Source organism: Streptomyces luteolifulvus, assembly GCF_008806595.1.
Lineage (GTDB): Bacteria > Actinomycetota > Actinomycetes > Streptomycetales > Streptomycetaceae > Streptomyces > Streptomyces luteolifulvus.
In genome coordinates this window covers 27,911-52,616 of the sequence record NZ_VZRB01000029.1, presented here as the reverse complement: position 1 = coordinate 52,616, position 24,706 = coordinate 27,911, and the positions used below count along the sequence as shown (strand labels likewise).

The 24,706-nt window shown below is 68.7% G+C and carries 15 protein-coding genes and 1 pseudogene; 8 read left to right on the top strand and 8 right to left on the bottom strand.

Features of this window, described 5'->3' with window-relative positions:
• Nucleotides 1–21: 21 nt before the first annotated feature.
• The 3 genes from F7R91_RS31535 (at nt 22) to F7R91_RS31525 (ending at nt 3,723) form a co-directional block, all read left to right on the top strand.
• On the top strand, nt 22–1,491 hold the full coding sequence (locus tag F7R91_RS31535; protein WP_150954665.1) for an ATP-binding protein: 1,470 nt from the start codon (nt 22–24) through the stop codon (nt 1,489–1,491).
• Nucleotides 1,492–1,839: 348 nt separating this feature from the next.
• Complete coding sequence (locus tag F7R91_RS31530) at nt 1,840–2,556, top strand: SGNH/GDSL hydrolase family protein (protein ID WP_225320879.1); 717 nt, start codon at nt 1,840–1,842, stop codon at nt 2,554–2,556.
• Between the two features lie 84 nt (nt 2,557–2,640).
• Nucleotides 2,641–3,723: a fatty acid desaturase family protein gene (locus F7R91_RS31525; protein WP_150954659.1), complete on the top strand. Its 1,083-nt coding sequence runs from the start codon at nt 2,641–2,643 to the stop codon at nt 3,721–3,723.
• Between the two features lie 939 nt (nt 3,724–4,662).
• Here F7R91_RS31525 and cyaB read toward each other — a convergent pair.
• Together cyaB and F7R91_RS31515 are read right to left on the bottom strand one after the other, a co-directional pair.
• Nucleotides 4,663–5,217, bottom strand: a complete 555-nt coding sequence (gene cyaB / locus F7R91_RS31520; protein ID WP_150954656.1) for a class IV adenylate cyclase — start codon at nt 5,215–5,217, stop codon at nt 4,663–4,665.
• Nucleotides 5,218–5,237: 20 nt separating this feature from the next.
• Nucleotides 5,238–6,038 (bottom strand): XRE family transcriptional regulator, encoded by an 801-nt coding sequence (locus tag F7R91_RS31515; protein WP_225320878.1) that lies wholly within the window; start codon nt 6,036–6,038, stop codon nt 5,238–5,240.
• 100 nt (nt 6,039–6,138) lie between these two features.
• Here F7R91_RS31515 and F7R91_RS44385 point away from each other — a divergent pair, with 100 nt between their 5' ends.
• Nucleotides 6,139–7,149 carry a cysteine/serine endopeptidase inhibitor gene (locus F7R91_RS44385; RefSeq protein WP_150954653.1) on the top strand — a complete coding sequence of 337 codons (1,011 nt, stop codon included), beginning with the start codon at nt 6,139–6,141 and terminating at the stop codon, nt 7,147–7,149.
• A 551-nt stretch (nt 7,150–7,700) separates the two neighbouring features.
• Here the strand turns inward: F7R91_RS44385 and F7R91_RS31505 are convergent.
• From F7R91_RS31505 to F7R91_RS31490, 4 genes are all read right to left on the bottom strand, one after another.
• A complete protein-coding gene (locus tag F7R91_RS31505) occupies nt 7,701–8,573 on the bottom strand; it encodes an endo alpha-1,4 polygalactosaminidase (RefSeq protein WP_150954650.1) in 873 nt (290 codons plus the stop codon).
• Nucleotides 8,574–8,633: 60 nt separating this feature from the next.
• Nucleotides 8,634–10,019, bottom strand: a complete 1,386-nt coding sequence (locus F7R91_RS31500; protein WP_150954647.1) for a sensor histidine kinase — start codon at nt 10,017–10,019, stop codon at nt 8,634–8,636.
• A complete protein-coding gene (locus F7R91_RS31495) occupies nt 10,016–10,693 on the bottom strand; it encodes a response regulator transcription factor (RefSeq protein ID WP_150954644.1) in 678 nt (225 codons plus the stop codon). Before F7R91_RS31495 ends, F7R91_RS31500 begins: the two co-directional genes overlap by 4 nt.
• Before the next feature lie 1,096 nt (nt 10,694–11,789).
• A complete protein-coding gene (locus tag F7R91_RS31490; protein WP_150954641.1) occupies nt 11,790–12,935 on the bottom strand; it encodes a hypothetical protein in 1,146 nt (381 codons plus the stop codon).
• A gap of 488 nt (nt 12,936–13,423) precedes the next feature.
• Between F7R91_RS31490 and F7R91_RS43100 the strand changes: the two are divergent.
• Nucleotides 13,424–13,765 (top strand): annotated as a pseudogene (locus tag F7R91_RS43100) (DUF4913 domain-containing protein); the annotation flags it as partial.
• Between the two features lie 222 nt (nt 13,766–13,987).
• Here F7R91_RS43100 and F7R91_RS31480 read toward each other — a convergent pair.
• The gene (locus F7R91_RS31480) at nt 13,988–15,292 is read right to left on the bottom strand and encodes an RICIN domain-containing protein (protein ID WP_191971706.1); all 1,305 of its coding nucleotides are present in this window, start codon (nt 15,290–15,292) and stop codon (nt 13,988–13,990) included.
• 832 nt (nt 15,293–16,124) lie between these two features.
• Between F7R91_RS31480 and F7R91_RS31475 the strand changes: the two genes are divergently transcribed.
• A complete protein-coding gene (locus F7R91_RS31475; protein WP_408056076.1) occupies nt 16,125–17,651 on the top strand; it encodes a penicillin-binding transpeptidase domain-containing protein in 1,527 nt (508 codons plus the stop codon).
• Between the two features lie 241 nt (nt 17,652–17,892).
• Entirely contained in the window at nt 17,893–19,521 is a 1,629-nt protein-coding gene (locus F7R91_RS31470) for a glycosyl hydrolase (RefSeq protein ID WP_225320877.1), read from the top strand.
• 101 nt (nt 19,522–19,622) lie between these two features.
• Here F7R91_RS31470 and F7R91_RS31465 read toward each other — a convergent pair whose 3' ends face one another.
• A complete protein-coding gene (locus F7R91_RS31465) occupies nt 19,623–22,559 on the bottom strand; it encodes an AfsR/SARP family transcriptional regulator (protein ID WP_225320876.1) in 2,937 nt (978 codons plus the stop codon).
• 533 nt (nt 22,560–23,092) lie between these two features.
• Between F7R91_RS31465 and F7R91_RS31460 the strand changes: the two genes are divergently transcribed.
• Nucleotides 23,093–24,469, top strand: coding sequence for a hypothetical protein (locus tag F7R91_RS31460; RefSeq protein ID WP_150954629.1), 1,377 nt, complete (start codon nt 23,093–23,095; stop codon nt 24,467–24,469).
• Nucleotides 24,470–24,706 lie beyond the last annotated feature (237 nt).

Genomic DNA, 24,706 nt, shown 5'->3' with positions numbered 1-24,706 from the left:
AGACGTAGGAGGACCGACTCGATGGCAGGCACGACAAAGGAACCCCGCGAGCCGCGCCCGACGTCCCGGGGCTGGCCGGGCCCCGGCGGCGGCATGGTCGGCTACGTCGACCCCGCACCCGAATGGCGCGGCACCACGGTCCAGGTCTGCGGCCTGTGGCCGTTCGGTGCCGGAGCCGGAACCCCCATGGTCGGGGTGCCGCTGGGCCGTGACCTGGACTCCGGGGCCACGGTGTGCTGTGACCCCGTGTCGTGGTTCATGCGCACGGGCCTGCTCGCCAACCCGTCCATGTTCGTGCTGGGCCGCCCGGGCCTCGGCAAGTCGACGATCGTACGGCGCATGGCCCTCGGCCTCTCCGGTTACGGCGTCCACCCCCTGATCTTCGGCGACCTCAAGCCCGACTACGCGGACCTGATCCGGGCGATCGGCGGCCAGGTCATCAGCCTGGGCCGGGGCCGCGGCAACCTCAACGTCCTCGACCCCGGCGAGTCCCTCCAGGCCGCGGCCCGGCTCACCGGCGACGCGCGCCGCCGCCTCCTCGCCGACATCCACGGCCGCCGCCTCCACATGGTCTCGGCCCTGGTGACCATCCTGCGCTCGGCGCCGCCGACGGACCGCGAGGAGACGATCCTCTCGGCGGCGCTGAACGTCCTGGACGACCGCCACGCCGCCGGCTCGGGGCGGGGCGTACCGGTGCTCGGCGACCTGGTACAGGTCATCAAGGACGCTCCGGAGGCGGTGCGTTCGGTCGCCCTGGACCGTGGCGACATCACTCGCTACCGGGACATCACGGAGAACCTGGAGGCGTCACTCACCGCCCTGCTGGGCGACGGGCGCCTGGGCGGCACCTTCGCCCGCCCGACGACAGAGGCGATGAAGCTGGACCGCCCGGTCTGCTTCGACGTCAGCGGCATCGACGACAGCGAGGTCCTGCTCCAAGCGGCGGCCCTGCTGTCCTGCTGGTCCTACGGTTTCGGCGCGGTCTCCGCGGCGCACGCCCTGGCGGACGCCGGTCTGGAGCCGCAGCGCAACTACTTCCTCGTCATGGACGAGCTGTGGCGCGTCCTCCAGGCCGGCCGGGGCCTCGTCGACCGCGTCAACGCCCTCACCCGCCTCGACCGGCAGCGCGGCGTCGGCCTGGCCATGGTCACGCACAGCATCGACGACCTCCTCGCCCTGCCCACCGAGGAGGACCGCACCAAGGCGAAGGGTTTCGTCGAACGCGCCGGCATGGTGATCTGTGCAGGCCTGCCCCCGGCCGAGATGCCGCAGCTGGCCCAGGTCGTGGAGCTTACGGAGGCGGAGAAACGCCTGCTGGTCGACTGGTCCACCCCGCCCGCCTGGGACGCCGCGGGCGGCCGCCGCTCCGACCCGCCCGGCCTGGGCAACTTCCTGATCAAGGTCGGCAGCCGCCCCGGAATCCCGCTGCACGTGGACCTGACGGCGGCGGAGCTGGAGGTCAACGACACCAACAAGAGGTGGCACAAGTAGGCGTATGCCAGGTCGAGTTGTCCGCGGAAGCGCATTGAACCACCTGGCCGCCCATCCCGTTGAGGTGGCGAGGCCGCACCACTTGCTCTCCTCCGGGCGGCCTCCTGGCCGGGACCGGCACCGACGGCCGCTTCCCGGCGGGTCCGCGGACAGTGGCGTGGATCACAGCGCAGTCCAAGTCGAACCGCTGCTGAGCCTGATTCAGGCTCGACGATCAAGAAGGAAGCCATGCGCAAACTGAAGTCGGCCGCCGTTGCCGCCTTGATGATAGTCGCCGCTACGGGAGCTGCGATCAGCACTCCTCTAGGGGGTACGGAGACCGCGGCCAGCACCTCTGCACAGCGGGAAATGGGTCGGTACACCGCGCTCGGGGATTCGTACGCATCCGGGGTCGGCGCGGGCCGGAACGACCCCTCCAGCGGCGACTGCCTGCGGAGCGAGAACAACTATCCGAACCAGTGGGCGTTCCGTCACCCCGACTGGGTTCTGAGAGACGTCACCTGCAGCGGTGCGACCATCGCTGACGTGCGGGAGAAGCAATTGTACGCCGTGAACGAGGAGACCAACCTCGTCACGGTCACGGTGGGCGGCAACGACGCCCAGTTCGCCTCGGTGGCGGAGGCGTGCCTTACCAAGGACGACAGCTACTGCAAAACGGCGACGCAGTGGATGTCGCACTACGCCAAGAACCAGATGGTGGAGGAACTCTCCGCCCTGTACACCGACATCAAGGCCCGCGCGCCACGGGCCCTGGTCCTCGTGTTCGGCTACCCGCGGGTGATCGCCGAGAACGGTTCGTGCGCTGCCCCGATCGACCTCAGCGCCGACAAGCGGGCCGACATGAACGCGCTCGCCGACGCGCTGGCCGAGGGCACCCTGGCCGCTACCACCAAGGCCGGTGTCTACTTCGTCGACATGCGCGAGCATTTCAACGGGCACGAGGCATGCAGCGACGACCCGTGGATCCACGGCGTCGACCCGATCGATCGGACCGTGACCTTCCACCCCAACCTGGACGGCCACGCCAAGGGCTACGGCGAGAAGTTCAGCGCCACCTGGGGCTGACGGCCCTGGCGGCCCGGGGGGAACCTTCCCGGGCCGCCACGCCACGCAATCTTGGATCTCCATGCTACGGATTTGGTGTGCACGATGAACGAAAGCGCGCTTGAGACCGCGCCAGGACCGTCGGCTCTTCCTGACATACCGGCGAAAGGAAGTGACTTCGCGAGGTTGTCTGCGAGGATCGCCGCCGCGGGACTTCTGCGACGACGCCCGCTCTACTACACGCTGCGCTTCGGGGCAGTGGGCCTGTCGGGCGTCGTGTGCGGCGTAGCGTTCTTCGCCCTGGGGGACACCTGGCTGCAGATTCTCCTGGCCGTCGCCCTGTCCGTCGTCTTCGGCCAGCTCGCGCTGGCAACCCACGACCTGGCCCACCGGCAGGTCTTCACACGGCGGCGCGCCAGTGAGACCGGCGGCCTGATCACGGCCAACCTCCTGCTCGGTATGAGCTACGGCTGGTGGATGAACAAGCACACACGCCACCACGCCAACCCCAACCACGAGGAAAAGGACCCGGACGTCCTCCCCGACGTCCTGGTGTTCTCGAAGGACCAGGCACGGGCCGCCACGGGGCTGCCCCGGTTCATCGGCGCGCACCAGGCACCTCTCTTCTACCCGCTGCTGACACTGGAGGGCCTGGCCCTCAGCTTCGCCAGTTTCCGCGCGCTGCGCGAGCCCAGCATGAAACGCCCCGTGCTGGAAGGCACCTTGCTGGTCATCCACTTCGCCGCCTATTTCGGCGTGCTGTTCACGGCGCTCCCACCCATCAAGGCGATCGCCTTCATCGCCGTCCATCAGGCGCTCTTCGGCATCTACCTGGGCTCCGTCTTCGCCCCCAATCACAAGGGGATGCCGATGATCGGCCCCGAGGACAGGCTCGACTTCCTGCGCCGCCAGGTGCTCACCTCGCGCAATGTACGGGGCGGTGCGTTCATCGACGTGTTGATGGGCGGACTCAACTACCAGATCGAGCACCACCTTTTCCCGAGCATGCCGACTCCGGCCCTCAAACGTGCTCAGGTCATCACCGAGGCGTACTGCGCCGAACTGGGAATTCCCTATCACCAGACAGGGCTGATCGCCTCACACCGTGAGGCCCTGCGCCACCTGAGGAACGCGGGCGAACCGTTGCGCCGAAGGAACGCCGGCCAACCGCCTTCCGACAACCGCTGAACCCCGCGTCCGGGGGAGTCCCGTCCGAAACGACGCGATGAACCACTCCGGCACCATTCCCGTTGTGGGGCACAGGAGGCCGCCGTCCCCCCGGCGGCCTCCCTCCGGGGCCGGGCCTGACGACACTCTCCCGCTGTCGCCGGGCCCGGTCCTCCGGCGGCGGAGTTTCCACTGCCACGCACCCTGATGTGTTGCTACCCCCTGATGTGCCCTGTCCCTGTCTCTGTTCACGTCCCTGTCCAAACCGACGTCGCGATCCGGAGCAGCAGTTGTGGGAATAGCGAAGAGAATCGGGCGGGCGCTGCTGAGGACTGGACGGGGGATCGCACGGACGCTGTCGAGGACGGCACCTGTGTGGGGTCTGGGGCTGTTCGGATTGGGCGTGGGACTCACACTGGGAGCGACGCTGGGGCTGGCGCTGCCGCTAGGGCTGGCCGGGATGGTGACCTGGGCTGCCATCGGACGGGAAATGTCGAGGCGGCGGGCTTCGTTCGGGAATTCGGCAGGAACGACGTCATGGGGGCAGGAGCAGTCGTCGCCGACACCTGCCACACCGTGGACGGGCAACTGGAGCAGGGGCCCAGGCACCGCACCATCACATGCCGGCTATTCGCCGCCGCCGTACAGCTGGGGTCAGGCTCCGCCCCAGTGGCAGCAACGGCAGCAGCGGCAGCCGCCTGTGCCGGCGCACTCGCCAGAGGTGGCCGGTATGAGGCCACCTGGGTTTCCTGAGGCCACGTCGCCCGCACAGAGGCCCGTACAGAGCGATCCCACCACGACAGCCGCCCCCCGGCGCCATTCCGCGCCTCCTGCCTCCCGTCAGGCCCGCGGACGGTGACCTGGACATCATGGCGTTCGGCGTGCCACTCACCTTCCCCACGGCGAGCGGCGAACAGGGCTGCGTCGTTCTCGCGGTTGGCCCCGGAGCCGCGGGTAGGGTCAGCGGCGCGTCGCAGCGACCCCGCCCGTGTACGTTTCCCTCGTCAGGTCCTGCGGCCCGATGCCCAGGTCGGCGAGCACAGCGCGGATGTCGTCCAGGGCGGCACTGAGGTCGACTTCGTCGACGAGGGTCTCGACTTCCAGGAAGATGCCGTCGAGTTCGGGAACGCGCACAAGGGTGGCGAGCATCGTCCGGCCACGGGCCGTGAAGACGTAGTTGCGGCAGCGCTTCTCGAACGCGATGAACGGCACATGCCCGAGCCCGCGCAGGATGGCGTGTGCTGCCTCCGCGTCCTCGACGCGGGTCTCATGCTCTGGCTTGGACCCAGACGCCTCATCGACTGCTGCGCCCTTGTACGTGAGGACGGTGCGGGTTCCGTCCACGCCGTGAACGGTACGCACCCGCAGCTCTTCGCCAGCCTTCTCAAGCGATCCGTCGGACCGGTCGTAATACGTGTCCCGATACACCTCGACACGGGCCGTGGCCAGCTGGTCGAGCTGCCGCATCACCGCCTCGGGCGAATGCACGCGGGCCTTCAACTCCGCTTCGATCACCAGCGGTTTCCCCTCTCAACTCACACCGTGCGCTGCGCGCCGTCGATGACTGCCTCGAACATCCTGCGGAAGCCCCGGAACAGGGGTCCGTGCGGCGTCTCCGTCACCTTGTACGTCGCCGACTCGTGGCCCTCCCAGCCCGCGTCGAAGGCGCCGACGAACATGGTGGAGCCCGTGCGGACAACCCGCCAAGTGGGGAGCATGCGGTACCGCCACACACCGATGTCGCACGAGTCGGCCAGCTCCCGCAGGCGCGCCTCGGCGAGGTGCACGCCACTGGCGAGGGACTCGGCGGACTCCCCGATCTCGGCCGCGCGCTTCGCCAGGGCATCACTGTCGGAGTCGAGCAGGGCCACCCGCACCCGTAAGCCCTTCCCACCCTGGTCGCGCGGCAGGCAGGCGCGCAGGAGGCTGTCGTTCAGCCCGATCAGGCCGAGGCCGCGCACGGCCAGGACATCCAACTCCCGCGCCTCACGGGCCTGCTGCTGGATCTCCTCCGCCGCGGAGTTCTGCGCCGCATAGACGCGGACGACTTCGGGGAATGCGGCGAGATCGAAGGCGGCCCCACCGGAGCGCTTCTCGCGGCTCGCGGCGAGGGCCGAGCAAGTGGCGGGCGTCGTCGGGCATGTGAAGTATGCGCGGACGCCTGTCCCGTCGGTGTAACCGGAAGCACCCGGCGGGCGGGTCCCACGGCCCCGCCCGCTCGTCTCCCCCGTGACGGCGGTCGGGGCTCTCTCGTGCTGGCGTGCGTACGGGACACTGCCAGATCTTCCGGCGCCCGCTCCGGCACGCGGGCTTTGAACCGTGCAGGGCTTGCGCACGTTTGTGCCAGCGCTGTCCCGCGCGGCAGTCGACGCGCGGTTGTCCTCTGTTCCCCTGTCCCTAGGAAGACGTATGCAGCATGCTCTGAAACGCACCGTCATGACAGTTCTGTTGGCCGGTGCCCTGGTCGGCGCCGCCGCGGTCGCGCTGTTCGGCTTCGGCCAGGACTTGTCCGCGACCCCCGTCAGCGAGTCCAGAACCGGCAAGATGACCTGGTACGACAACGTGGGAACGGGTTCGTGCGGCACCGACATCAACGCCGCCAGCGAGGAACTCGTCGCGGTTTCCCACGAGTTGTGGACCGCCGGCAACCCGAACGAAGACGACCTCTGCAAAGGGGCGCTCGTCGAGGTCACTTACAACGGCAACACGATCACCGTGCCGGTCAAGGACAAGTGCATGGGGTGCGCGGCGGAGCACATCGACCTGAGTAAGGCCGCCTTCCAGAAACTGTCCAACCTGGACGTGGGCGTCGTCAGCGGCATCACCTGGAAGTTCGTCGACACCGGCGCCGGCGGGAACGGCGATGGCGGGAACAGCGACGGCGCCGGCGGGAACGGCGCCGGCGGGAACGGCGATGGCGGGAACAGCGACGGCGGTGGCGGGGACACGGAGGCGCCGACGGCGCCCGCGAACCTGCGCTCGACCGGCCAGACGCCGACCAGTGTGTCGCTGACCTGGGACGCCGCCGGCGACAACGTCGGCGTGACCGGCTACGACGTTCACGTGGGCGCCACCAAGCTCTCCCTGGGCACGGAGACCTCAGTCACGGTCGACGGCCTGTCCGCGAACACCACCCACAGCTTCACCGTCGTGGCACGTGACGCGGCCGGGAACGTGTCCGGTGCCTCCGACAGCATCTCGGTCACCATCGCCGGCACCGAGGGCACCGACGGAGGCGACGGGGACGGGGACGGGGGCGACGGAGACGACGGAAGTACGGAGAGCGGCACCTGCCCGTCCGAGTGGAGCTCCACCTCGTCGTACGTCCCCGGTGACGAGGTCTCCTTCGCGGGCCACAAGTACACCGCGACCTTCTACGCCACCGGTCCCGTACCGAACGACCCGACCTCCTGGGCGGTATGGCGCGACGACGGCGTCTGCGGTTGATCCGGCCGCCCGCGAGGGAACGGGTCTCTCCGGTGGGGCCCGGTGAACGGTTTGCACCGTGAGGCGCTGTGGTCCGGGCGGCGGCCGATCCCGGCCGCCGCCCGGACCACCCATCCCTCGCAGGCTCCACCTCCAGGATGCACCCGGGCTCTGCCCTGGTCAGTGCGGGATGCGAGGTTCTCAGGCGGCTCAACTGACCTACCGCACAGTCTCATTGACGGCCCGGACGACCAGGATCGACGAGACGAACACGACTTCAGCCGAGGTGTCGGGGATGCGGCACAGAGAGAATTGCCGATCTACGAGATTCAGGGGTGTCGACGAATCACACCGCAGGCCAGGTGATCCGTGGCGCGTATGACGAGCCGTGCCGAGGCAGCGGGTCGAAGACGCGGACGGGCCAGCACATGGCGGGGGCAGTCGGACCATTGGGGCCGGACAGGCAGCACCTGGCGTTCCGGTCAGTGATCGCGAATGCGGGACGGGCGGTGCCGGCGGGAAGGGGGATATCCGTCGGCACTGCCCGGGTTCACGGGGTCGGTTCGCAGTGATCAGCAAGCGCGGTAGTGGTAGGAGCCGCCCGGCGCGCTCACGTCGAGATCGCGCTGGACGATCGAGAGCTTGCTGCCCCAGCCTTTGCAGGCGCGGTTGAAACCACCGTTCGTGTACTCGATCGCGTAGACACGGTTGGCGTACACCGTCGCGTAGTTCCCGCATTCCTGGTACTGACCGCACTCCTCCGCCACGGCGAAGTCGAAGCCGATCTTCTTGCGTTCGGGCAGCAGGTCAGTGGTGTTCTTCTGGCCGATGGCGAGCCCGGCGGCATGGGCGCGCTGGGCCAAGAGCTTGGCGAAGGCCGCGTTGTGCTGTTTCGTGAGGCGCTTGCCGGAGCGTTCGAAGGAGTCGAGGTTGTCCGGCTCGACGGCCTGGAATCCGCTCTTGGCGCAGCCGTCGATCCAGCCACCGACGATCTTCGCCAGCCGGGTCCGCTTGTCCGCGGTGGAGGTGTCGAGGAGCACCTCGCCCCAGTCCTCGTCCTCGACGGGCTTCTTGGCGCCGTCGCGCAGCAGCAGGCCGGGATGGTTCTTCTGCCACCAGCCCAGGGCGTCCGGCTGGGTCTGGAAGGCGTTGACGTAGCAGATGTTGTACAGGCCGCGCGCGGGCTTGGCGGTGCGGTCCCGGGAGACGACCTTGACGTTCTTCGGAGGCGTGTACGCGCCGCCGATCTGGTAGTCGAAGGGCTGGTTCGGCTTCGGCAGGGTGAACTTCGCCGCACTGGCCATGGGGGCGTCGGACGTCGGGGCGCCCGAGGCGAAGGCCTGGGTGAACAGCAGACCGGCGCCCAGTGCGGTGACCGCACCGCCCCCCAGAGCGACCCGTGCGGACTTCTTGCGGTGGAACGGCGCAGGGTAATGCTTTGGCATACGTGCTCCAGTACGACTATGAATACGTGTGCGCATGCTGCTGGTTCGATCGTGAGGAAACTATGAGGAGCCGGCACCGGGGCCCGTGCGGGCGTGCCGCGCGTGACTCGGGCCGAGGGCGAGCAGGAACAGCGAGCCGCCGCCGGGACGCGTGCGAGCGGTGAGTGTCCCACCGTGGGCGGCCGCGATCTCGCGTACCAGGGACAGTCCGATGCCCGAGCCTCCGCCGGGCGAGTGGAACCGCTCGGTGAGCTGCTCCAGTTCCTCGCCGGCCAGGCCCGGCCCCCGGTCGGCCACGGCCACGCGGTGTCCGCGGACACTGACGTCGATCTCCGCACCGCCGCCGGGGTCCCCCGGCGTGCGGCCGTGCCGCAGGGCGTTGTCGAGGAGGTTGCTGACGGCGATCCGGACCAGGGCGGGGTCGGCGTTCACCACCGCCTCGTCCAGACGCAGCGTGAGCGTGCACCGGTCCCGCGTCAGGTCGGCACTGGCGTCCTCGACGATCTGGTCCAGGCGCAGGGGAACGGGCATGAAGGTGGCCGCCGAGTTCTGGAGCCGGCCCCGGGCCAACACGTTCTCGACGACGTCGGTCAGCCGGTCCGTGGCCCGGCGGATGCGGGGCAGGTGGGTGGGAAGGGACCTGGGGTCGGTTCCCGCGATGTCCACCGTGCTCCTCATGACCGCCACCGGGGTGCGCAATTCGTGCGCGGCATCGGCCAGCAGCCGCTCCTGCGCCTCCAGCGCCTGCCAGGCGGGGCGCAGGCTCCGCCCGGACAGCAGATGGCCGGTGACCGCTGCGAGGGCGGTGAGCAGGCCGGAACCGGCGAGCACCGCGTACGTCAGGCGCTGGTGCTCGGCCAACCGCAGCCCGGGGTCTCCGATGACGACGACGGCGCCCGTCGTCCGGTGCGTCTCGTCGTGGTAGAAGGGCCGCGCCACGGCACAGGCGACCCGGCCACCGGCCGGGATCTCCTTGCGAACGGTGACGTCCTCGTCCATGGCCGATCGGGCGAGAGCGGCGATCTGGTCGTCGGTGACGTCGAGGGCCCTCTTCCCGGATGCGAACACCCGCTCCAGGCCGCCACGCCCGTGGCCCGGCTCGGTGGCGCCCGTGAGCCGGCCGTCCGTCCCGGGGGAGGGCCCGCCGTCCTTCGGCCGTCGGAGCAAGATGTTGACCAGGTGGCGGCCGCGCGTGGACTCGTCGTCGCGCAGCCCGTCGAGCTGGATGCCCGCGTCCGTGTAATAGATCAGCGAGGTGCTGACGGCGGCGTGGCGGGCCATCTCGTCGAACTCGGCGGTACGCCAGGACCGTCCGTCCGTACGGATGACCAGCCAGGACAGCACGCTCACCCCAGCCAGCGTGACCAGCGTGTACGCGAGGGTGAGCCGCAGTTGCAGCCGTCGCAGCCGACGGCGCGGCCCGGGCGCCCGGGCCTGGCGGCTCACGGCTGGTCACCGGCCGGCCTGCCGAGGAGGAAGCCGTGGCCGCGCACGGTCCTGATCAGCGGCGGGGAGCCGAGCTTGCGGCGCAGTCCGGTCATCACCGCGTCGACCACGTTGGACACCGGATCAGCCATCTCGTCCCAGCAGTGCTCGACCAGTGCGGTACGGGTGACGACGCTCTCCCGGTGCACCAGCAGGTAGCGCAGGACGGCGTACTCCTTGGGCGTCAGCGAGAGCAGGATGCCACCTCGGCGGACCTCTCGCCGGGCGTCGTCCAGTTCGAGATCAGCGTGTGTGACGTGGACGGGCAAGCGGCCCGGGGCGCGCCGCGCGAGACTGCCGACCCGCATGACCAGCTCGACCATCGCGAACGGTTTGGCGAGGTAGTCGTCCGCGCCCGCGCGGAAGCCGTCGACCCTGTCCGTCAGGGCGTGCAGGGCGGTCAGGCACAGCACCGGAGTGGACCAGCCGGCTCGACGGCGGGCGTCGAGGGCCCGGAGCGTGTCCCCTGAGGGAACGTGGCGGTCCAGAACCACGCAGTCGTATTCCGTGAGGGTCAGCAGCATGTCGGCCTGCGGCCAGTCGGCCACCGCGTCGACGGCGTACCCGGCGCTCGCCAGACCGGCCGAGATGAGGTCACGGAGATCGGTCTCGTCCTCGACGAGGAGTACGCGCATCTGGTGTCACCCTTGCGGTTCATGCCGGCGCACCGGGGTGCGGACAGGAAGAGGGCCCCGCGCAGAGGCGGTCGCGAACGGACCGCGAGGAGCGGGACGGGAACGTCATATTAATCAGGCCAGGGGCGGGCCGGCGGGGGGAGGTTCAGGAGGCTCCGACCCGCGAATTCGCGCCACATGAAGTGTGCAGCGGGGGTGAGCAGTCCGGTGGTCCTCACGGACATGTCCAGCCCCTTGCGAAACAACGGTCCGAGCTGCCAGCTCCGATGCGCCAGGCAGGCTGTCACGTAGGGTTCAGCTTCTTACTTGCTCGGCCCCTTCTTCTTGTTGCCTGACGGCGACGTGCCCGCGATCCACTTCATCCAGGAGGGCGGCTCCTGACGCCAGCTGTCAAGCTGTCATGGTGGCGCTCCCGTAACGCCTCGACGACGAGCTGCTCGCCTCCGCGCTTTCGGCAGGTGGATCGCTGGGGCCCTCTGGACCCGCGTCAGATCGGCACCGTCGTATTCCGATGAACCCGTGCTTGGGGTTCTCTGTACGTCACTGTACGTGGGGCTGAAGTCCTGGACGCCGCTGACCGGCGCGGCGGGATGGGCGTAGGCGGACCCGGCCTGTGGCTGGGTGGTGTACTCCGACCTCCCGGTCGAACTGGTCGGATGCCTGCGCTCCAACCGCGTGCTCAGGCTGCTGAAGCCGCCGCGCGCGTCTACGATCCGAAAGGCGGCCGCCCGCCGAAGTACGGACCGGAGTTCCGCCTGGCGAAGCCGTCGCAGTCGACGGCAAGACCCTGCGCGGCTCGCGTACCACTACCAAGCGGGCCCTGCACCGGTTGTCCACGGACACCCACCCCCGAACGCGCCACGCTCAACCAGCACCAAGTCACTGGCCAGAAATGCGAGGTCAGTGTGGAACTTCACCATCATCCCGGCACGCTTCACCGGCTGGACCAACACCGCCGAACCGTGACACGCAATCGACCTCGCCCGGCCCGGCGGGTGACAGCGCACCCACCGGTCCGGGCACCGAGTACCGGCATGGCCGCCGTGGCGCTACCAGCACTCGGGAACATCCTGGTTCCAGGGATTTCACCCGGAGATCAGCGGCTCCTCTTCCCCTTTTTCCCCTTCCCCTTCTCCTGGGCCGGAGCGGCCGATGAACTCGAGCCTTGGGCCGCGGCCGTATCGGCTTGCGCCCCTTTCTCGACCTTGCGCGCAGTCTCCCATTCATTCGTCGCCGCGTTGAGGACTTGCGTACCCTTGGGGGCGAAGTCCCAGCCGGCCTTATCCCCTTCCTCGCCGTTGTAGATCGCCAGTTTCCCCTCGAATTGGGTGGTAAGCCAGGCCATCTGAGTTTCTCCGTTTTCGTTGGCGATCATTGCCTCCCAAGTGTCGCCCTGGGCGGAATCGGTCGACTGCGGCGTTTCATAAGGCTGCGGAGTCTGGGACTTCGGAGGGGTGCCGCCGGTGCTGTTGCTGGGGGACGAGAAGTTCGGTGAGTGTCGGTCGGACTCCGGGACTCTGGAACCGGAATAGGAAGCTCCAGCAGCGTCTTCAGGCGCAACCCAGCCTGCCTCGCCGCCCGGAGTGTGCGACGCTTGCCAATATAGATCAGACGTTTCAGGGTGGTGGTCCTGTGTGTACGCGTTCGATTTCAACTTGGCGTCAGCATAACCATATGTGGACAGGGCTTGTCCCGTTTCGCGATCCCTCCTACCGGGAGCCATGGGGAGGTTCTGGTAGTTGTCGTAGTTCGGCTTGACTGCTACCCTCCATGTATTTTTGGAATTGCTATAGGTGGCTGGGAAGATGTCGGTCATGTCGTTTGCGAACTTCTGCTGGCGCACCTTGCAGCCGTTGCATGTGCCATTCTTGAGCGCCACGAGATCGTACTGGACTGAGTGGACCCCTTTTTTGTTCGCCTTGAAGTCCCGTGCTGCCGCCTTGGCTTTGTCGTAACCCCAGTCGAGGGTAGGTACCTCCGCGTCGTTATAGGACATGCGTACTTCTTTCCCCATTTCGTCGTCCCGCCGCATTTCGCTCCGCAGCGCGTACCTGCTGTTCCTGCGTGCCGCCCCTTGGCCGCTTGTAAAGATGGGCGACCTTGCGTACTCCTTGTTGTTGATGTAGAGGATTCCCTGGATTTGGGTGGTCCCTCCCTGCTGGCTCTGCGTGAGGGCATCGAATGCCTGGGCACGGGCTGGTGAGGCGGCGCCGTACTGCTCTTCGCCTGCTGGTGTGGTCATGACTGCTCCTGCCTGGCGCGGTGATCGTTTTGGGGTGAAGCGCGACTCGTTCATGTCGACGGCTCGGCGCGGGAAACAGTTCAACTCTGCAAGGAGGGAGCCTCATTTGCGGCGAAATGTGATGTTGCTGCTTCGTGGTGCCGTCCCTCTCGGGGCCACGGCTTCGGGCCACCTGGACAGAGTCTGGTGAACCCCACGCCGTGTGCGTGCGTTGTGATGCCCGTACAGGACCTGATCTTCATGGCTCCAAGGCTTCCCGGGCAGCCGTCCGAGGCGGTCTCACTCGCACATCAGGAAGGAAGAGCAGCCATGTGCAGCCCTCTGTCAGCTGCAGTCGTACCTGCTGGAGAACAGCGGGAGCGGTCATGACGGCCGACACCACTCATGCCGAACAGGAAGCCGGGCAAGACGCCGATGCGGCCCGGAAGCCCCCCTCCGCGGCCCCCCCGCCCCCTCCTCCACCCCCAGAACCCGCCCGGCCACGATTCATTCTCTACCTGAAGGGGCCCGAGTACGCGCAGACACTGAGGCAGCTGACCCTGTGGACCCACCACGTGCTGCTGCCGGTCTATGGCAGGGAGGTCACCTCTACGGAGCCCTGGTGCTCCCGCTGGTGGGATCATCCGGAGGCGGTAGCCCAACTCCATGGTCTCTGGCTCGCTTGGGACGAGTTGACTGGTGCCGACTCCGGGATGTGCGGGCCCGCCAACTGGCACCGCGACTACTTGGGACCCGTGATGACCGCCTTGCGGGACCCGATGGGGCCCTTCGCCGGTTGCAAGCCCGGCAACCACCGCCCGAAGGAGGTCCCTCCCGTCGACGCCAAGGATCCGTTCAGCCCACCACCGAGCCCGCCTGCCGGGCCGCAGCCCCCTCCACCGTCCGTCCGACCCACCCGGCCTGGCGGAGAGGCCACGGCTGCGGTCGCCCCGTCTCGTGGAGGGCCCACGGTCGCGTAGAACGGCCCTCCCCGTTACCGGCTCAGGGTGACGGGGAGGGCCGTGTCGTCTGTCTGATCGGGTGTGCGCGGCGGGGCCGCCGCGCACACCCGATCAGGTCTTGATGAAGCTCCACGCGTGGTCGTCGAGGTCGCTGCACCCGTACACCGTGGCGTTGGTGTGCGCGCTCTCCTTGTCCGTCCGCGCCACGTCCAGGCACAGGTCGCCGCTCTTCTGGTTGCGGATCCAGTACGTGCCGTCCGGGCGCTTGTCGAACCACCAGAGCTGGTTGTCGTTGTCGGTGCCGTCGCAGTGGTACTCGGTCACCTGTGTCCTCGCCTGGACGGGGCCGTAGTTCGGCAGGTCGAAGCAGAGGTCGTCCTTGGCGTTGCGGATCAGGTACAGGTCGGCGCCGCGGGTGCCGCCGCCTTTCGAGCGCAGCTTCAGGGCCCAGCGCTGGTTGTCGGCGCTCGACGGCTTGCAGGCACCGTCCTGGACCCTGCCGTCCGGCTTGCCCTTGCCCGTGCCGGGCAGGTCGACGCAGAAGCCGTACTTCTTGTTCTTGATCAGGACCGCATCGGTCGGGATGCCGGAGCCGTCCTGGGGATTTTGGGGCGCCGGCTGCGTCTGCTTCTTCGGGGGGCTGGGCTTCGTTGTCGTCTTCGTCTTCGCCTTGGGTTTCGGTGAAGCGGACGGGGACTTCGACGCTGAGCCGGAGGGTGAGGCAGATGACAAGGGAGGGAGCAAAGCCGGCGGTGGCAAGGTGAGGTGTGGCGAAGGGGTTGGTACGGGTTGGAGGTTCGTCGGCGACTTGTCCGCTTCGGTGCCCGTACCGGCGGCTTGGTTCTGCCCGCCGTCTGAACCTCCGCTGCCCAGGGCCACCATCGAGCCGATGACGAGTGCCGCCACGGCGACGCCCACCGTCCCGACGACCAGGGGCCTGTGGAGCAGTCCGGGCCCCTCGTACTCGTCGTCGGACTGGGACAAAGCCTTTCTGCGGCCCGGTTCCCGGTCGGGGTCCGGGCCGAGAGTCGGGGGCGTGACCCGCGGCCCCGAGGGCTGCGGCAGCGCGGCCACCTCGTCCGCGTCGTCCGCGTCGAACTGATCGACGTCAAAGGGCCCGGCCTCTTCGAACGGTCCGGCAGGCACAGCGCGTTCAGTTGACCCGGCAGGTCCAGCGTGCCCGGTCGGTTCCTGTTCGTGATGCTGTTCCAGAAGCCTGCTGGAGCCGTCCGGCGCGACCTCGACGATCGCCACGTAACCCGCGGCCGGGTCGGAGATGGCCGCCGTCACGGGGGCGTCCCGGCTGCGCGCATAGCCGTGCAGCGTGTCGAGGACGGCGACGTCGACCGACTCGCCCGCCACCACCGGCACCGGCACACCGTCGATCGCGGCGGACCCGTCACCGGAGATGATCACAGGCAGGGGAGAGGATGATGACGGCTCTGCGGTCTCCTCACCGGCGCCCGGTCGGCCTGGACCCGCCGGTTCCCCGGACAAGGGGCGCGTGTCCTCTGCGGTCGGCCAGTCCGCCTCTTCACCCCGGTTCATGTCCATCCCTCTCCTGCGGTGTCGACTGCTCGGTCTCGTCGGGTCGTCGGGTCCGCCGTGGCTCGAAGGGCACGGGACGGGTGTCACGACGGTCCCCGCGCACCGCAACGGACAGCGGAGGGAAACAGTTCAATGCCGTGCCCGCCGTTCGACTCGGGGTCTCGGGGGACGGCGGCAGGTGACACACGGTGATGCGGAACTGGCGCCCCGGTTCGGATGCCGGGCGCACTCGAGGGTCTGAACAGCGCATCGCGATGAGAGCTCTCTCTGGTGAACCACGGACCGCTTCTCCCCGTTAGTGCTGCGGAGCCTGATTCGTCGGCCGGTGTCTCCTGGCACACGGATCCGAGCGGTCAGCAGGAATTCGCAGTCGCCCCGTGGCACGCCCGTGCACTCACATGAAGGAAATCCTTGTGTTCTTTCCGACTCGAACTGCCGTTACTGCAACCGTGATCTTCCTGTTTGCAGCAGCCGTGACGGGTTGCAGAGTAGGCGGTGACGACACTCAAACCGCTCCGGCCAAAGTTGATGGGAAGCCAGTTGCAGGTGCGGCGCTGATCGCGCCGACGCGCTGACGTCACCACGAGATTTCTGAGACAGGTCAACAAGGCGCCGCGGTCGCGTCGAATTGAGAGAAGAAGGAATGCGAAAAAACACGAGACGTGGATTGGGCGGGGCTTCGGTGCTCCTGGCTGTGGCGTTGGGCGCCTATTATGTCGTCGATCCCTTTTCAGAGCCTTCGAAGCCTGCGCCGCTGAGCGGCGAGGAGGTGAGCGTCGCAGCCAAGAGCTTTCTCGACGCCTGGGCCGAAGGAGATTTTCCAGCGGCTGTCGAAGCCACGAGTGATGCCGAAGCTGCCACCAACGCGCTTCGTGACTTCCGGGAAAGGGCGCGAGTAGCCCGGGTGTCATATGGGGCCGTACGCCGTGCGGGCACGACCGTCGCCTTCTCCCTGCGAGCACTCATACGTGCGGACGGTGGGGAGGTGCCCTGGAGATATCAATCGTCGCTGAAGGTGGTACGCAATCAGAGCAGCGGTGAGCCGCAGGTGGAGTGGGACCCTTCCGTCATTCACCCGCGTCTCGGGCAGGGTGATGTCCTGGAGACCGCGCGGGCGCAGAAGCCCGAGCTCCAGGCGCTCGACCGCGACGGCAAGGCTCTGAATCCGGAGGACTTCCCCTCACTCGCCGGAATTCTTGCGGCGCTTGATGAGCGGTACGGCCGTCTGGTGGCAGGTACTCCTGGATTTCAGGTGCAGATCCGGGAATCTGGAAATCGTGCTGTGACGCCGTTGCATCCGGTCACGCCGGGTAAGCCCGGAAAGATCCGCACTACGCTTTCCGTCTCGTTGCAGCGTGCCGCGGAGAAGGCGGCGAAGAAGCATCCGGAGTCCTCTGCCGTCGCCATCCAGCCCAGCAGTGGGCACATTCTGGCAGTGGCCAACCACCGTAAGGACGGTTTCAATGCGGCCTTCCTTGGCAAGCTCGCCCCCGGTTCGACGATGAAGATCATCACGGCGGCCATGTTGCTGGAGAAACGTCTGGTGGCCGAGACCGGAAAAGTTCCGTGTCCGAAATTCTCGACGTTCGAGGGGGCAACGTTCCATAATGTCAATAAGTTCGACATTCCGGAGGGTTCCTTTTCGGACGGTTTCATCCAGTCCTGCAACACCACCTTCATAGAGTTCGCCGATGACGTCGCTGCTGACGATCTGACCAAGGAGTCGCAGGAGGTCTTCGGTATCGGGCTGAATTGGCGCAGTGGAGTCTCGACCTTTGACGGGGCCGTTCCCGTGGCGGAGGGCTCCGAGAGCGCGGCAGCAATGATCGGGCAGGGCCGGGTGCAGATGAACCCCCTCAATATGGCGTCCGTGGTGGCGACTGCGTCAACCGGCACGTTCAGGCAGCCGGTCCTCGTGCCGCCCGAACTGGACGGCCGGGCGATCGTGCGATCACAGCGCACGCTGCCGCGGGTGGTCGCGCGACAACTGCGAAGCATGCTGGCCAGAACCGCGACGGAAGGAACGGCGGCTGATGCCATGCGCGGGCTGCCCGGCGATGTGGGGGCCAAGACCGGCTCGGCGGAAGTCGGTGGCTCGGACGTTGCCGACAGTTGGTTCACCGCCTACCGCGGCGATGTCGCTGCGGCGGCCGTCGTGCAGCGAGGTGGCCATGGAGGGGATGCGGCCGGCCCCTTGGTGCGCGAGATCCTCCAGGCCGGCGGCTGACGGCCAAATGGCCTGAGGGGGTGGATGGCCGGACGGTTCACGGAGGGCGGCCATCAGTGCTCCGTAATGCTCCGTCAGGCACCCCAGTCCGTACGCGAGTCCGCGATCAGGGGCTCTCCCGGCCACCCGGTGAACCATCCGCTGCGCCCATCCGTCGTGCCCCCGCGGGCGATCCCTCGATCCCTGATCGCCAGTTCCTGATCACCGATCATGCACAAGCCCGACCGAGAGGCACGTTCACATGCCTATGCCTTTGCCCCCGTCCCTGCCCAGACGCCCGTTCCTGCTGGCTCTGTTACTGGCCGTCGTCGCCGGTGTGACCGCCGTGGCCGCAGCCGTCTACGCCCCTCACGGCGACCGAGCGGACCGAAGCGACCGCATCACCGGGGTGGCAGCCACGGGTGAGCACACCGTCACTTTCCAGAACAAGATGTCCGAACGTATCTGGATCGGTACCACGGTCAACGCCGACGGTTCCGCCCCGGTCACCGGACTGCCGGTGCTGGACCCGGGACAGTCCGCCACCATCACCATCCCGGAGCACTCGGACGCCGGACACTGGCGTGGGAAGTTCTTCGCCCGCCAGGGGTGCAGTGGTGAGGAGGGCAGTACGTTCCACTGTGCCGTCGGCGACTGCGGGCCGTATGCCGACCGCTGCTCCACCGGGGAACAGCCCGTCAGCCTGGCCGAGTTCAACTTCGATCCGACCGACGCCTCGGCGCCCTGGTACAACGTCAGCTACGTCAACGCCGTCTCGTCGACCATCACGATCGTCCCCGACGGGGTGACACCGCCCGAGAACGGCGGCGAGTGCGCCGAGGTGGGCTGCCCCGGCGACCTGCTGGCCGTCTGCCCGCCCGAGAACCTGACCACGGACCAGGCGACGAGCAAACCGCTGGTGTGCGTCAACCCGAACCGGGACGCGAAGACCGCCTACAGCGAGGCGCTCACGCAGGAGTGCCCCAAGGCGTACTCATGGTCCAAGCACGACGCAGAGCCGGGCAACGAGGTCGTACGTCAGTGCACCCAGTGCACCGGCATGACCGTCACCTTCCACGGAGCGGCAGACCCCTCCGCCACCACCGTCCCCGGGCCCACCTCCACCTTCGAAGCCCTTGACCCCGATCCCGCCGTCTCCGTGCTCGGCAACGGCAAGGGCGTCAGCCTCAACCCCGTCGACGGCGCAGCCCAGGCGCTGGCCGACTCCGGCGCGTCCTGGTACTACAACTGGACCTCCTCCACCGGCGAGGTCGCGAAGCCGGAAGGCGTCGAGTACGTCCCGATGATCTGGGGCCCCGGCTCGGTCACCGACGCCGAACTGGGCCGGGCCGCCGAGGAGGGCACGCACCTCCTCGGCTTCAACGAGCCCGACTCACCCGCCCAGGCAGGCATCAGCCCCGAGCAGGCGCTGGATCTCTGGCCCCGGCTGGAGCAGACCGGCCTGCGTCTGGGTGCCCCGGCCGTCGCAGCCGACGGAGATGTCGAGGGCGGCTGGCTGGACCGGTTCATGCAGGGAGCCGACGAGCGCGGTCTGCGCGTCGACTTCATCCCCCTGCACTGGTACGGCGCCGACTTCGGCCCCGACGCCACCGAGCACCTGCGCGGCTACCTGAAGGCCGTCCACAACCGCTACCAGAAGCCGATCTGGCTGACCGAGTACGGCCTCATCGACTTCTCCCAGGGCACCCCCCGCTACCCCAGCGAGCAGGAGCAGACCGCCTTCATCGAGTCGTCGACGACCATGCTCGAGGGCCTGGACTTCGTGGAGCGCTACGCGTGGTTCACCCTGTCCACCCGGACCAGTCCGACCGGCCTCTACGACGGGACGACCGCGAACGCCGGCGGCCGTGCCTACCGCGACGTGGGCTGACGCTCACGCGCAGGGGCAGGAAGTGCCCCGTGTCGAGCCGGGTTGAACCGTTTCCCACTGTCGCCTGAGGGAGGGGCGAGCTCGCCGTGACCCAGTCGGGGTCACGGCGAGTCCCCGGTCGGCAGTGTCAGCTTCCGGCCGCCTGCCGGATCTGGCCGTGAGCCGGCCGTGCGTTCGTCCAGGCGGCGAAGTCTCTCCCGGAACTTCTCGGCGTCCGGGTGGTCGAACTCCTCGAAGAGCGCAAGTGCCTGCCGCCAGCTGGCGCGAGCGGCCTCCGGCTCGCCGGAGGCCAGGAGGACGTCGCCGAGGCTGCCGAGGGTGCTGCCTTCTCCCGACCGGTTGCGCACGTCTCGATGTGCTTCGAGCGCCTGGTGGTAGCGGGCGATCGCGTCGTCATGGTGGTGGAGCCGGTGGTTGACCGTGCCGAGGACGTCGAGTGCGATGCCTTCGACCCAGCGGCCTCCGATGGCGCGCACCACGGTCAGCGCCTGCTCCAGGCAGCCGATGGCGTCGTCGAACCGGCCGAGCCGCTGGTGGGCGTCGCCCAGGTTGGTCAGGGCGACTCCCTCTCCCCAGGCGCTGCCGTTGGTCCGGAAGGCGGTCAGCGCTCGGCGGCTGTATTCGACGGCCTTGTCGAGCCGGCCGGTCTCAAGGTAGACCTTGCCCAGTCTGGCCACGGTTCTGGCCGTGCCGTATGTGTCCCCGAGTTCCTGGCAGAGGGCTGCAGCCTGCTGGAAGTGTTCGAATGCCTCGTCGGACCGGCCGAGGCCGGTCAGAGCGCTGGCCACGTTCGCGAGGAGCCAGGCCTCCCCCTCGCGGTCGCGGGCGCTGCGAGCGGCGGACAGGCCCGCTTGGCAGGTGTCGAGCCAGTCGTGCAGATGGCTGCGGAGGTGGAAGAACCCCTGCAGGACGGCGGACAGCTGCACCGTGGTGCTCAGCCGCCCGGAGGCGGCGGCCTGGTGCACCGCGGCGACGAGGTTCTGGCGCTCGGTCTCGAACCAGTCCAAGGTCTGCTCGCGCGTCGTGAACACCAGGGGCCGGCAGGAGGAGGGCATCGGTTCGAGAGGCTGCCGCACAACATGTGGAATGAGAAGCGGGGTGGCGCCGTCCGCGGTGTGCAGGTACCAGGCGAGGAGCCGATCGACGGCCCGGTCCCGCTCCTGTGGTGTCTCCTCGGTGAGGACGCGTTCGGCGGCGTAGACGCGCAGCAGATCGTGCAGCGTGTGGCGGCCGGGCCGGTGCTCGGTGAGCAGGTGGGCGCCGGTGAGTTCGACGAGCAGGCCGCGGGTTTCCCGGAGGGGGAGTCCGGCGAGGGCGGCCGCGGCGGGCGTGGAGATGTCCGGGCCGGAGTGCAGGCCCAGCAAGTGGAACAGCCGGGCGGCCGGGGCGGACAGGCCGTGGTACGACCAGGAGAAGACGGCCCGCACGTCGGTACTGAGGTCGCCGCTCGTGAAGGCGTCGAGACTGCCGTGGCTGTCACGCAGTTCGTCGGCGATGGCGCTGAGGGGGAAACCGGGATTGGCGGCGGCTCGGGCGGCGACGATGGCCAGCGCAAGAGGCAGCCGGGCACAGTGCGCGACGACCTCGTCCGCTGCCCGTGGTTCCGCCGCCAGCCGTGCGGCGCCGAGGCGGCGGACGAGGAAGCCGTGTGCCTCGGTGGGCGTCAGCGGGTTGAGCGTCAGTGGACGCGCCCCGTCGTTGACGACCAGGCCGGTGAGCTGGTTGCGGCTGGTGACGATGACCAGGCTGCCGGGGGAACCGGGGAGCAGCGGGCGGACCTGGTCGGTGTCGCGGGCGTTGTCGAGAAGGATCAGCACCCGGCGGTGGGCGAGCAGACTGCGGTACAGCGCCGTCTGGGCGTCGAGGCCGGCGGGTATCCGCCGCGGGGGGACGCCGAGCGCGTCGAGGAAGATGCGGATGGCTTCCCCCGGCGGCACGATCGCGCCGGCCGGGTCGAAACCGCGCAGGTTGACGTAGAGCTGTCCGTCGGGGAAGCGGTCGGCCATCTCGTGGGCCCAGTGCACGGCCAGGGTCGTCTTTCCGACGCCGGCCATGCCACCGATCGCGCTGATCACCACGGTGGCCGGAGGGGCGCCGTCCTTGGACAGCAGGGCGCGGGTCTGGTCGAGTTCGTCCTGCCGGCCGGTGAACGTAGGCAGATCGGCGGGTAGTTGCGCCGGACGGACCACGTGGACGGTGGGCTGAGGACCCGGGGTGTCCGGCGGCGCGTCTGCCCGCTCCCGCGGGGCGGAGGGGGCCAGTGACGCGTCGGCCGCCAGGATGAGGTCGTGCAACTCCCGTAAGGGCGCGCCGGGTTCGACACCCAGCTCGGCCACCAGGGTGCCGCGTGTCCTGCGGTAGACCGCCAGCGCCTCGGCCTGCCGCCCGGACCGGTACAGCGCCAGCATGAGCAGTCGGCACAGCCGCTCCCGCAGCGGATGCTCGGCGGTCAGCAAGGTGAGCTCGGCGATCACATCACGGTGGCGCCCCAGCTGGACGTCGAGGTCCAAGCGGGTCTCCAGCGTGGTCAACCGCTCCTCGGTCAACCGGGAACGCTCGGCCTCGGCCAGTGGCCCGGGGAGTCCGGCCAGTGGAGATCCCTGCCATCCGCCGAGCGCCGCGCGCAGCAGGTCCGCGGCGGCGGACTCCTCGCCCGCGGCGCGCAGCTTCTCCGCCTCGGCGACCTGCCGCTCGAACAGGCCCAGGTCCAGGGCGTCATCGGGGACGCGGGCCAGGTACCCGTCCGCGACCGAGACGACCACGCGCGGGGATCCGGCCGCGTCACGACCGGGCTCCAGTGTCTTGCGCAGCCGCGAAACATAGGTGCGCAGGACGGACACGGCGGCCGTCGGTGGCTCCTCACCCCAGACGGCGTCGACGAGCTCCCCGACCGTGACGGGGCGCCCGCGCCGTAGCAGCAGTGCCGTCAGCACCACTCGCTGCTGGGGCGAACCGAGGTTCAGTTCCTGCTCACCGAGCCATGCCCGGACCGGCCCCAACACAGCGAAGCGTATGGAATCTTGGTAGGCGGTGTTCACTCCTGGGACTCTACTGACTGACGGCCTCGATACCGCCGCCTGCCCCGAACACGCAATGCCCTGCCGATACGGGTGAAGCTGCCCTGACCCAGGCCGACGACGGCCCCGTGGGCATTTCGGGGCGTTACTGCCAGTCACGAGGCATGCGCGTCGCCTGAGCCGCCGCCATGCCTTCGTGAGAACGGCTGGTCCCGGTGTGCATGGTCGGGATGCGATCGCTCCCTGCGGATACGGGTCAACCTGCCGGCCGCGGTGACGTCACGCGGCCGGCAGGGCCGGGCGGCGCCGCGAGGCACGAGGGGACCTGGGTGCCGCCGTCGCGTACCACGGCAGGAGCACGCATTCGGTTCACTGCCGTTCACTGCCCCGTGGTCTCGTGCCCGGCGGAGGCTCGGAGCCGAAGAGTTGAACCGTTTTCCTCCGCTGCCCGTTGCGGGGCGCGGGACCGCCGTCACGCCCGGCCGGTGACCGTTCGAGGCCGCAGCGGACCCGCACGAGGCCATGCGGCCGACATCACAAGGAAGGGGATGGGCATGAACCGGGGTGAGGAAGCGGACAGGCCGATCACGGGGGACGATCCCCTCACGCCCGGGGAACCGGCGGAGCCAGGCCGACCGGGCGCCGTGGAGGAGACCGCAGAGCCGTCCTCCCTCCTGTCCGTGATCATCGCCGGTGACGGGTCCGCCGCGATCGACGGCGTGCCCGTACCGGTGGTGCCGGGTGAGTCAGTCGATGTCGCCGTCCTCGACACGCTGCACGGCTATGCTCGCAGCCGGGACGCCCCCGTGACGGCGGCCATCTCCGATCCGGCCGCGGGTTACGTGGCGATCGTCGAGGTCGCGTCGGACGGCTCCAGCAGGCTTCTGGAACAGCATCACGAACAGGAACCGACCGGGCACGCTGGACCTGCCGGGTCAACTGAACGCGGTGTGCTTGCCGGACCGTTCCAAGGGGCCGGGCCCTTTGACGTCGATCAGTTCGACGCGGACGACGCGGACGACGCGGACGAGGTGGCCGCGCCGCCGCAGCCCGCGGGGCCGCGGGTAACGCCCCCGGCTCTCGGCCCGGACCCCGACCGGGAACCGGGCCGCAGAAAGGCTTTGTCCCAGTCCGACGACGAGTACGAGGGGCCCGGACTGCTCCAAAGGCCCCTGGTCGTCGGGACGGTGGGCGTCGCCGTGGCGGCACTCGTCATCGGCTCGCTGGTGGCCCTGGGCAGCGGAGGTTCAGAGGGCGGGCAGAACCAAGCCGCCGGTACGGGCACCGAAGCGGACAAGTCGCCGACGAACCTCCAGCCCCCACCCCCACCACCCCCTTCAGAGTTCATGAGCGCATCGCCGTCGGTATCGCCCTCGCCCTCCTCCTCGTCTTCGGCGCCGGACCCGCCGCCGGTGTCACCGACACCGACACCGACACCGACACCGACACAGACGTCGACCAGGCCCGCGCAGGAGACCGCAGCGATCGCCGTCTCGAAGCTGGCCGCCAGGTCGCCTGGGCGGCACATCTGCTATCGCGCATACTTCGAGCACAGTGGCTGGCAGAAACCGGTGTGCGACGGCGCCACGGCCGGCGCGGTGAAAGGGGACAAGAAGATCAAGTCCCTCAACATCGCGGTGTCCGGCACGAAGGGCACGGCGGCCAATGCCTACCTCCACGACGACGGTTGGTGGAAGACACCCTGGCCCGGCGTGGTCGACGGCATGGACAACTACATCAACAGCACCAGGAAGAACGCTCCGTACATGCTGGGCTTCGCCATCAACGTCGGCGAGGGCACGGTCTGCCAGAACGCCTACGTCCACACCAAGGGATGGCACGGCCTGGCGTGCGACGAACCCGGCAGCCACATCTTCGGCGGCACTCTCGACAACTCCCTCTGGCTCAAGGCCGTCAGGTTCACGGTGTGAACGAGATGAACATGAGAGGAAGAGGAACCGCGACGGGTTCAGCGGTGTCTGTCCGGTCCAGCGGGCGTTGAGGGACGCGATCCGCTACGTCGCCGCCCGGGGCGGACAGGAACTTCACCTTGCGCCTTGCGGCGTTGGCCGGACCACAGGCGGTGCGCAGGGCGGCACCACGGCGAGCCCGCCGGTGCACCCGTTGCGGATTCGTGTGTTCCGTCACGTTCCCCCGGGTGAGTGAAA